The sequence below is a fragment of the Pseudomonas sp. genome, from assembly GCF_049645325.1.
GTDB lineage: Bacteria > Pseudomonadota > Gammaproteobacteria > Pseudomonadales > Pseudomonadaceae > Aquipseudomonas.
The window spans coordinates 1-8,923 of sequence record NZ_JBARTQ010000056.1 but is presented as its reverse complement, the minus strand read 5'-3'; the positions used below and the strand labels follow the sequence as shown (position 1 = coordinate 8,923).

Sequence of the window (8,923 nt, the reverse complement as noted above, 5' to 3'; positions counted from 1 at the left end):
GTTCAGCCTTGCGGATCTCCTTGGCGGCGACCAGCGAGGGCTTGAGGTTGTCGAAGCCTTGGACGATTACGCGCCCGGCGTTGTAGGCTGACTCCAGCGCGGCCATGTCCGCCGCCTGATGGATATCGGCGATGGCATCAACCAGCAGCTCTTTGGCGCGATCCTCTGGATTCAAGCCTGAGTTCAGCCAGGCCAGCAGTCGACGTCCGGTGTCTGCGCTGATCAGCTCGGGCTGGTCAAACAGCTTTGTCCGGTCCTTGCTGGCCGTGGCGGTGTGGCCGTCGTGGGTAAGATCCAGCACCACGGTGAACTCGTAGTCGGTGCCGTCGCGCTGCTCGGACTTCATGCCCAGCTTGAGGATCTTCTTGCCCTCGCCTTGGACCGTCTCCGTCTTGCTGCGCATCGTGCAGATGATGTGCATTGAGCCGGTGAGGATCTTGTCCGTCAGCTTCCGGTGACGCGGCGTGGTCTCGTTCCATGCCGCCCAGGTGTTGCCCCGGAACTTCTGGTGAGCCACTGTCTCGTTCTGCTCCAGGCATCCGCCAGAGCCTGTCCACTCATGTGAGTAGCTGTCGATGATCAGCGTGTCGTAGCCGGCCTGTTCGGCTGCCACGATCGCCTCAATGTAGCGTTCTGGCGAGTACGGCGCGTGCAGTTCCATTGCGTCGAAGTCGACCAGGTCGGCGTACAGCGATGCACTGCCGTGTTCGGTGTCGATCACTGCGATACGCCCACCAAGACCCTGAGCAAGGAGCAGAGCGGAGTATGTTTTGCCAGATCCAGATGGCCCAGCAAGTGCCAGCCGTAGCTTGGCCTGCTTGCGTTCGGCTTTCTTGAACATTTGAGTTTCCTCAGTTTGGTTGGTTGTCCCACTGCCGCTGGATGCGGCGGGCTTCGTCTTCGTACTCTTTGCGCTGTTCGCCGGTGAACCGATCAGGCGAAAAGGCGCCGACCATCATCCAGTCGAACTGGGCGGCCATTGCGGGGCTCATACAGCCCTCCTGTGGCTTAAGCCCATCAGTTGGGCGGCCTGCGCCATGGTCTGCGGCTGGATCACGCCGAGGTTGCTGGCTACTCGCTTGAGCACCACCAAGTCATCCAGCGTGACCGAATGGTCGATGTAACCGGCCAGCGTCACCAGCTTCGACTTGCTGTCTGTCAGCGCCATGCCGAGGTGCACAACGCTGAGCTGGCGAACATCCCGACCCACTGCTGTGCTGACCGACTCGAAAACCTGTTCCAGTTTCTTTTGGGCGTAGTTCGCCTCGACCTGAGCTCGCTTTCGATCATCGACGGCCGCGGCAAGCCTTGCTTCCAAATCCAGCACCAGTTCCGCCGAGCCGCCCAGCTTTTCGATGCGCTCGCGCTCAGCCTGCTGTTGGGCAACCGCCAGCTCTTCGCGCTCAATTTTGGCCGTTGGAGCCGCGTGGGCAATGGTTCGGAGATCAGCAGCCGAACGGGCCGATTCATTTTCTTGAGACATAGAGCCTCCATCACGGCATCAGAAGGCGCCGTGCTTGGTGTCTGGAATTGGTGTTAGGCGGCAGTAGCGCGAGAGGACTTATGGTCGTCGTAGATTTCGTCGATACGAGACTGAAACTCTCGATGCTCTGTGTCGCTGATCGTGCGCAGTAGGAAGGCAAGCGTTATCGCCGAGCGTACCGCGGCGCTAGCGTTGGGCTTTCCTACCTCTTTACGAAGCTCGGCAAGCTCGGTGTTGATCCATCCGACTGCCGTGTCGTGATCGCGCTGCTGGGGGCTCACCGTGCACTCTCCAAGCTCCGCGCCAGCGCGCAGGCTTCGTTGTGGTTGCGGCGAAACCCTTTCACCTTACCGGTGGTGGAATCGACGACGTGGAAGAACTCATTGCCGGCCGGGATCACCCGAAACAGCGGCGAGGTCTTCGGTGCACTGGAGCCGACCAGGCCGAGGCATAGCGCCAAGGCCATATTGCGGCGCTGATTCATTGCGAGCGCTACGTCGCAGTAAGCGTGCTGACTTTGGTTCATGGTCGCTCCAGGGTGGCGTTATTCGGTGGGCGGGGCTGGGAGTGGCTGCCAGTGGGTTACTTTTTTGATGCATTCCCGGATAGCGAACTTTTGAACCTGCCCAAGCTGGTAAAACACACCAGCGCCGCGCCAGATTCCGTCCGGATGAAGAATTGCCAAGCCCGTATCCGGGCATGGCTCGCCATCAGCGTCGGAGTGGTAAGCCACGATTACCTCAATCGGGAAACCCGGCAGCCGGTCGTCAACCTTGATCCAATCGCTCATGGCGACCTCCAGTGTTTGGGGTTAGGCGGAAGCTTTGGCGATGACTGCTCGGGCTACCAGAACCTTGTCGTAGTGCGTGCTGCCGGTGTTGCCGGGGTCTTGGTAGGCAGCGAGCAAGCCTTGCAGTGCTGCGAGCAGTTCATCTCGTTGCTCAAGCAATGCCTTGACCGTCTTCTCTGCCGCCAGATGCTGCATGTAGAGTCGGCCTTGCTCTTGCTTGGATAGGCTTATCGAAACCGTGACATCGCTCATGACTCTCTCCATTCGTTGGTTCAGCCGGTTGGCGGGCGTAAAAAAGCCCGAACATTGCCCGGGCTTTCGGTGCGACACATAGACCTCCCTACGTGGCGCCGGGAAGAGTTTTGGGCGGGACTATCAGCGCCAGAACGCCGAGAGCCCCTGTCGAGAACGCCAGCGCTCACGATGGAAGCGCAATGGACCGGTTGGCAGGCCGTCATCAGTTGGCGGTTCTGGCCGCGCATGGCTGAGCGCTGCGCCGATCAGGAACAGTAGGAGCATGGTGATCTCCGGTTGGTTTGGGTGATGCAGAGGCCGGAGCTGATCCCGGCAGGACTATTAGCGGCCTTAGTGACGCCGGAGTTTCACCGGGGCGAAGGTTTCAGCCGCTTATTCTTGGACTCGCCGTGGCCATCTGGGCGCTTACTCACTCTACCGGCCACGATTCCCGCGATCCCTCAGGTCTTACACTTGCCCGTCAGCCCGGGCATTCATCTGCTTGTTGCGGTGATGCAGGTGGGCGGTTATAGGCCGCAGTTTCGTCCGCATCGGGGTGTGATCTAGCCGGTGCTGATCTCCGACTTGTTAGTCTGGTTGCTTTGCAGACTTTTAAACGGCGTCTTTTCAAGAGTTTCCCAAGCAACTGGGGCTGCTGTAGCCGCTATCAACGCATCAGCCTGCGTATTCAGATCACACCCCGATGCGCTCTCATAGAGAGGATCGGGCAGTTAACGTCAGTGCTGACGTGACGCTGGTTGTTCAGTCAGCAAGGCTTTCGATGTAGCACTCGATATCGTCGTACAACTCTTCAAGCGCCTCCTTTGTCTCTGGTCGGCTGCGTGATGTGTCTGAGTAAAATTCGCGAACGGCTTTTTTTAGCTCATCGATTGTCATGATCTGTCCCTTGGTCGATTCGGATGTTGGCTGCTTAAGCGTGGTGAAGCCCGGTCACAGGCCGAGAAGATTTGCTTTGATCTGGCAGAGAAATTCCAACGATGCCTCGTCGCCAGACTTAGCGGCGGCGCCTTGCATCTTGGTTATCGCCTCCAGGTCAGAGCAGTTGTAGGCAGCTTGCACCTGGGCGATGGCTTGTACTGCGGATTCAAGGGTAAGGTTCATTTCACGTCCTCCGTTGATTTCCAATGCCGCCTCATAGAAGCGGCATCAGTAAATCTGTGGGTGTTTCATCTCCACCACGCGCATCGCCCGATTCATATCTCTGGCCGGCGTCACACATTTCGTGGACGGTGTTCTTCGCCGACCGGCTTGCGTGGTTTCGCGTACTCACATCTGGTGAGCACGGCCAGTTCCAGAGCTGGCGTGGAGATCGAATTTATTGTTCGCGCTGTGCCCGTTGCCGGGGATCGATCTGCGAAGGTCCTGAGCTGTTAAAGAGCGGCGGGCTGTGAGGCCCTGGCGAGTCCCTGTTGGGTGACTCGATGGAGTGAACAATACCGATGGCATTATTATTCGTCAATACCAATGGCAATATTATTTTTCATAGGCAATAAAAAACCCGCGCTAGGCGGGCTTGGCACTCAATGAAAAATTCTATCTGGCGTACATGCCCCACCAGAAGACGTGTCCGAGTATGCCGATCTGCTGATCCTGCATATCCATGAAGCTATAGTCCTCGTCCGGATGATCTTCGCGATTAAAGCTGCGCAGACGTATTCCGTGGGGGAGGCGAAACAGCTGCTTCACGCGCAACTGACCGTTATGGTTGATCGCATACAGATCACCATCAATCACGTCACCTAGCGCGGTTTTTCCAAGATCCACGCCAACGGTGGCGCCATCCCTAAGCACTGGGGTCATGCTGTTTCCTCGCACGGTCACGCACTTTGCGTTGCATGCCTGAACGTTATTCTCCCGAAGATTCTTCTTTTTGAAGCGTAGGCTTTCTCCAATATCTTCTTCGATCACAAAGCGGCCTGAGCCTGCCGCCAGCTCCACTTCCCTAAGGAAAGGAACCTCCACCTCGTCATCGCGCACAGGGCTTTGCTCGTCCCATCCGTCAATGTCGTTGAGGCGCGACGTGTTTGATGAAGTGTCGCGAAAGTCGTCATCCACAAACTTCTTCACCGCCACCCTTGCTCGCAAGTCTGTAGCGAATCCAACCAATTCCGATATCTGCTGTGCCAGTCGAGGGCTGAAATCCTCCACAGGCACGTCCAATATTTTTGAAAAGGCTGCTGCTGCCGGGGCGTTCAGCGGATTTACGCCGTTCAGGTAGTGGCTCACCGAGCTTTGATTCATGTCGAGAGCGTGCGCGAGCTTTTCCTGGGTCAGGCCCAGGTCGCGCTTCTTCGAATTGAATATCGCCTTGAGCTTATCCGACTCGGCTTTTCTTTCTGGGTCTAGGGCTTTCTTGGTCATCCGCGAATCTTATTCCTGCCGGTAATACTATCCAAATGCCAATGGCATTTACTTTGTTAAATGCCATAGGTAATATCTCGCCATGAGTAACCCATGGGAGAAGACCATGAACCGCGTTCACATCAAGGAATTCGCAAACCAGCTCGGCCAGACCGAGGCGGCGATCCTGCTCGGCATGACCCAGGGCGGCCTCAGTAAGGCTATCCGTGTTGGTCGCGACGTTTACGTAACCAGGCAGGACGACGGCACGTACACCGCAGAAGAGGTGCGTCCATTCCCCAGCCAGACCATTGCCAAGAAATCAGCCGCTTAAACCAATTCATCAGCCACTGGAGACAAACGATGCATTTCGACCCAAGCCACATGCACGACAAACCCACCAAGGTCCGCCTGGATGAAGTGGCCGACGATCTGCTCACGGCTATGGCGCGTTTTCAGCGCACGCAGAAAGCAGTTCTCGCCCGAGAAATCCTCGAGCGCGGCCTGAACCAGATGATGGAAGAGCTTACCGCGAAAACCGACGTGGCCTGAAGTTGCCGAGGAGGCCCTGTGCCTGAAAGAAAGCCGCTGGAAATCCAGCTCGATTGGCAAGGAATAGCTGATCTAGAGCTGTTGGCCAGACGCAATGGAGTAACGCCCGAGGATCTGGCCGCAACAATTATGAACCGGGCACTGGATCGAATGACCCGTCCACCAAAGAGCCGGAGCAACGTCGCTTCCATAGGACGAAAGGGCTGATTAGTCCCTCAGGGACTATTGAGGATCTGCCAATGAAATACCGAACTGCCAAATCACGGGCACAAAAAAGCCAGGTTCGTGGCCTGGCTTCTTGTGCAGCACTTACAACAAAGTTCTGGAGCGAATAATGCCTATTCCCCAATCCGTCGTCAATACCAACGAATCCGCGCCACGTTTTTCGATAGCTGAAAACGTGGCGCGCAGTATGTCATCGCAAGAAATTGCCGATCTGGTTGGCTCTCGACACGACAGCGTGAAGCGAGCCATAGAAAGATTGGCATTCAAAGGCGTGATTGATAACCCACCAATGGTGGAGAAGCCCACTGGCGGGCGCCCGGTCGAGGAATACGTATTCTCTGGCGAAAAAGGGAAGCGTGACAGCCTTGTGGTGGTTGCACAGCTGAGTCCCGAATTCACTGGCGCGCTGGTCGATCGATGGCAGGTGCTGGAGGAATCGGCATCGCAACCTTCGTTTGACTTGAGTCGCCTGAACGACCCAAAGGTCCTGTTGGCCCTGCTGACCGACAACGTGCGCAAAGTCGTGCACCTGGAGGCAGACAATACCGAGCTGACCAATGAAAACCAGCTGTTGGAGCAGAAGGTTTGCGCCGACGCGCCAAAGGTTGAGTTCTTCAATGCCGTCACGGTGACCCACGAAACGTACTCAGTGGGCGAGGCGGCCAAGCTGATTGGCACCGGACAGAAGCGCCTAATGGACTTCCTGCGCCAGAAACGCTGGGTCACGCTGCGCAAAAACGAACCGATGCAAGCCCCTATTGAATCCGGCTATCTGACTGCGAAGCTCAGCACCTTCGAGCATCCAGAAAACGGCAAGACCACTGTGGCAACTGCTCGGGTTACTGGAAAAGGGCTAACCAAGATCCGCGCAATGTGGGCTGCTCGTGAAGCTGATCTGCTTGGTGGTGCCTCATGAGCCCGCAGTCGATCAAGCCAACCGTCATTGACGAAGCCTACATGGAGCAGTTCAGCAATGACCAGCTCGCCTTTATGGCCTGGGACAAAAGCGAGTTCTCGCTGAGCGTCTATTTGGACCCTGAAGAGTCGAAGTGTGAAGGCTGCACTGGCGATGCTCTGTTCGAGCTGATAACCGCCGTGCTGGCTTCCAAGGTACTGATCCGTCGCCTTGCTGGCGTTGATCCTCAATCTATCCGCGAGTCCGCTATCAGCAAGATCCTCCAGGGTAGCCGCTTCCCTCAGTGGGAGACGCTGCAATGACCAAGCCCGTCAACGTGCAAAAGGCCACTCCTACCATCCTGTACGCCAAACAGGCGCCATACAGCTCAGTCAGCAACGACGTTGTGGCAATGATCGTCAATCCCGACGCTCTCGCCATCTGGATCTACCTGCAGACCCGCTCAAGCGATTGGAAGGTGATCGCCTCATACCTGCAAGACCGGTTCTCGATTGGCCGTGATCGCTATTGGAAGGCCATGAGTGCACTCAAGGATTTGGGCTTGCTGAGCCACGAGATAACCCGCGAGGAAAACACCGGCAAGATGCTTGGCAAGCGGATCATCGTCCATTACGAACCGAACCTACGGGTTTCCGAACATTCGGTGGACCGTATAGACGGTGGACCGTCTAGTCGGGAAACCGACCACTACTTAATAAAGGATTCTCCTACTGGATCAATGGAGAAGAAACCTTCGGGCGCTAAAGCACCCTCGCGCACCAAGGCTGCGAAGTTTGATCCGGTGACCGCCAAGCCTGAAAGCGTAAGCGACCAGACCTGGCAGGACTGGTGCCAGCACCGCGCCGAGATCAAGCGCCCACTGACCGCCACCACCTGCGCCAAGCAAGCCAAGACCCTAGCAGGCCACCACGACGCTGACGCTGTGATCAACCAGTCCATCAGCAACGGCTGGACCGGTCTGTTCCCGGACAAGGTTGTGGCGGGTGGCAGGACTGTTGGCAACGGGCCGGACTTCTACGATCAGTCGTGGCGCACCGATACGAGTGATGACCTATGAAGAACGTCACTCAGATGATCCCCGGCGCTGCTCGGGCGCTGGGAACCGCCGCCCCTTATCAGGCCCCGGCGAAGATCGGCAGCCAGCTTGGAGTGGTGGACGACGCCACCGGTGAAGTGGTCGAGCGCCTGTTTCGGCAGTTGCAGGCCATCTTCCCGGCCCACAAGCAGGCATGGCCCGACGACAAGGCCAAGGCTGCCGCGATGCGCAACTGGACCATGGGCTTCATGGCCGCCGGCATCCGCTCGCTGGAGCAGATCCGCTACGGAATCGAGCAGTGCCGGAAAAGCGGCTCACCGTTCGCCCCAAGCGTCGGCCAGTTCATAGGCTGGTGCACGCCTGGGCCTGAAGCGTTCGGCCTGCCAGCGAGCGCTGATGCATGGGTGGAGGCATTGATGGGCGTCTACAGCCACGAAGGCGTGAAGATCGCGGCCATTGCCACGGGCCTGTTCGACCTGCGCTCAGCCAAGCAGGAAGACAAGGGCCTGCGCCAGCGCTTCGAGCACAACTACGCCGTGGTCATCCGCCGCGCCCAGGAAGGCCAGCCGCTGGACGGCAAGATCCTTACCGGCATCGGCCACGACAGCCAGAAGACGGCCTTTGAACTGGCCAACGAACTGGCTGAGCAAGAAGCTCGCACACGAATCATTCAGCAAGGAATCCCGGCAGACGGCGCAAAGGCGCGAGCGCTTCTGATGGAGAAATTTGGCAGGAGGGCGGCGCAATGAACGGTGAAAAATTGATGTGCTGGGTATTCGGTATCGGCTTTTGGGTGATGTTCATCGTCCTGCAATTCGCATTCAGCCAGCGGGATGACGCTCGCCAGTTCCAGGCTCAGTTCAATGACATGCAGTTGGTCTGCCGGATGTTGAAGCCATGAAACGAGCAAACCCAGCCCAGCTACGCCAATCCCTTGAGATAGCGAACACCATGGTCAAGCACGGCATTCGTTTCGTGTGCATGCCGGTGGTGGATGAGGCGGACTGCCTCAATTTGGCCAGCCAGGCCACCGAGCGCCTGGAACGGATGGCATTGATCGCAGAAACAGCGGAGCAACGGACATGACCGATTACACCGGACTGAAGCGACTGTGCGCTGCTTTGATTTCAGCGAACGAAGCCTATCTGGATGACGACTGCAGCAGCGAAAAGCAGGAGCAGTTCCATGAAGCTGATGATGCACTGCAAGACGCTCTACCTCCTGAGGTTGTACTGGCCATCATTGCCGAGAACGAACTCTTGCGTGAATCCCCGGGTACGCGTGCCATCCGCTTGTTGCGTGGCGATTGCGCGGACCTGATGGCTG

At 57.5% G+C, this 8,923-nt stretch carries 18 protein-coding genes; 9 read left to right on the top strand and 9 right to left on the bottom strand.

Annotated features, from left to right (window positions below):
- From WBB95_RS02515 to WBB95_RS02475, 9 genes are all read right to left on the bottom strand, one after another.
- Window positions 1–841, bottom strand: an 841-nt coding sequence (locus WBB95_RS02515) for an ATP-binding protein (RefSeq protein ID WP_424486142.1), incomplete at its 3' end; no start/stop codon positions are given.
- 10 nt (window positions 842–851) lie between these two features.
- Window positions 852–992 (bottom strand): hypothetical protein, encoded by a 141-nt coding sequence (locus WBB95_RS02510; protein ID WP_424486141.1) that lies wholly within the window; start codon window positions 990–992, stop codon window positions 852–854.
- A complete protein-coding gene (locus WBB95_RS02505) occupies window positions 989–1,483 on the bottom strand; it encodes a hypothetical protein (protein WP_424486140.1) in 495 nt (164 codons plus the stop codon). The genes WBB95_RS02510 and WBB95_RS02505 overlap by 4 nt, the downstream gene beginning before the upstream one ends.
- Window positions 1,484–1,760: 277 nt before the next feature.
- Complete coding sequence (locus tag WBB95_RS02500) at window positions 1,761–2,009, bottom strand: hypothetical protein (protein WP_424486139.1); 249 nt, start codon at window positions 2,007–2,009, stop codon at window positions 1,761–1,763.
- Window positions 2,010–2,027: 18 nt separating this feature from the next.
- On the bottom strand, window positions 2,028–2,273 hold the full coding sequence (locus WBB95_RS02495) for a DUF551 domain-containing protein (protein WP_424486138.1): 246 nt from the start codon (window positions 2,271–2,273) through the stop codon (window positions 2,028–2,030).
- Window positions 2,274–2,294: 21 nt separating this feature from the next.
- On the bottom strand, window positions 2,295–2,525 hold the full coding sequence (locus WBB95_RS02490) for a hypothetical protein (protein WP_424486137.1): 231 nt from the start codon (window positions 2,523–2,525) through the stop codon (window positions 2,295–2,297).
- Window positions 2,526–2,648: 123 nt separating this feature from the next.
- Window positions 2,649–2,792: a hypothetical protein gene (locus tag WBB95_RS02485; RefSeq protein ID WP_186751100.1), complete on the bottom strand. Its 144-nt coding sequence runs from the start codon at window positions 2,790–2,792 to the stop codon at window positions 2,649–2,651.
- A gap of 666 nt (window positions 2,793–3,458) precedes the next feature.
- Window positions 3,459–3,629, bottom strand: a complete 171-nt coding sequence (locus WBB95_RS02480) for a hypothetical protein (RefSeq protein WP_424486136.1) — start codon at window positions 3,627–3,629, stop codon at window positions 3,459–3,461.
- Window positions 3,630–4,061: 432 nt separating this feature from the next.
- The gene (locus WBB95_RS02475; RefSeq protein ID WP_424486143.1) at window positions 4,062–4,832 is read right to left on the bottom strand and encodes a LexA family transcriptional regulator; all 771 of its coding nucleotides are present in this window, start codon (window positions 4,830–4,832) and stop codon (window positions 4,062–4,064) included.
- A 163-nt stretch (window positions 4,833–4,995) separates the two neighbouring features.
- On the opposite strand from WBB95_RS02475, the gene WBB95_RS02470 reads away from it, so the two are divergent.
- The 9 genes from WBB95_RS02470 to WBB95_RS02430 form a co-directional block, all read left to right on the top strand.
- Window positions 4,996–5,202 carry a Cro/CI family transcriptional regulator gene (locus WBB95_RS02470; RefSeq protein ID WP_424486135.1) on the top strand — a complete coding sequence of 69 codons (207 nt, stop codon included), beginning with the start codon at window positions 4,996–4,998 and terminating at the stop codon, window positions 5,200–5,202.
- 29 nt (window positions 5,203–5,231) lie between these two features.
- Window positions 5,232–5,420, top strand: a complete 189-nt coding sequence (locus WBB95_RS02465; RefSeq protein WP_424486134.1) for a hypothetical protein — start codon at window positions 5,232–5,234, stop codon at window positions 5,418–5,420.
- A gap of 334 nt (window positions 5,421–5,754) precedes the next feature.
- Window positions 5,755–6,561, top strand: a complete 807-nt coding sequence (locus WBB95_RS02460; RefSeq protein WP_424486133.1) for a phage antirepressor KilAC domain-containing protein — start codon at window positions 5,755–5,757, stop codon at window positions 6,559–6,561.
- The gene (locus WBB95_RS02455; protein ID WP_421560848.1) at window positions 6,558–6,863 is read left to right on the top strand and encodes a hypothetical protein; all 306 of its coding nucleotides are present in this window, start codon (window positions 6,558–6,560) and stop codon (window positions 6,861–6,863) included. The genes WBB95_RS02460 and WBB95_RS02455 overlap by 4 nt, the downstream gene beginning before the upstream one ends.
- Window positions 6,860–7,618, top strand: a complete 759-nt coding sequence (locus tag WBB95_RS02450; RefSeq protein ID WP_424486132.1) for a hypothetical protein — start codon at window positions 6,860–6,862, stop codon at window positions 7,616–7,618. The genes WBB95_RS02455 and WBB95_RS02450 overlap by 4 nt, the downstream gene beginning before the upstream one ends.
- Entirely contained in the window at window positions 7,615–8,346 is a 732-nt protein-coding gene (locus WBB95_RS02445; RefSeq protein WP_424486131.1) for a replication protein P, read from the top strand. Before WBB95_RS02450 ends, WBB95_RS02445 begins: the two co-directional genes overlap by 4 nt.
- On the top strand, window positions 8,343–8,498 hold the full coding sequence (locus WBB95_RS02440) for a hypothetical protein (protein WP_424486130.1): 156 nt from the start codon (window positions 8,343–8,345) through the stop codon (window positions 8,496–8,498). Before WBB95_RS02445 ends, WBB95_RS02440 begins: the two co-directional genes overlap by 4 nt.
- Window positions 8,495–8,683 carry a DUF1382 family protein gene (locus WBB95_RS02435; RefSeq protein WP_424486129.1) on the top strand — a complete coding sequence of 63 codons (189 nt, stop codon included), beginning with the start codon at window positions 8,495–8,497 and terminating at the stop codon, window positions 8,681–8,683. Before WBB95_RS02440 ends, WBB95_RS02435 begins: the two co-directional genes overlap by 4 nt.
- The coding region (locus WBB95_RS02430; protein ID WP_424486128.1) for a hypothetical protein at window positions 8,680–8,923 on the top strand (244 nt) is incomplete at its 3' end. The genes WBB95_RS02435 and WBB95_RS02430, both read left to right, overlap by 4 nt.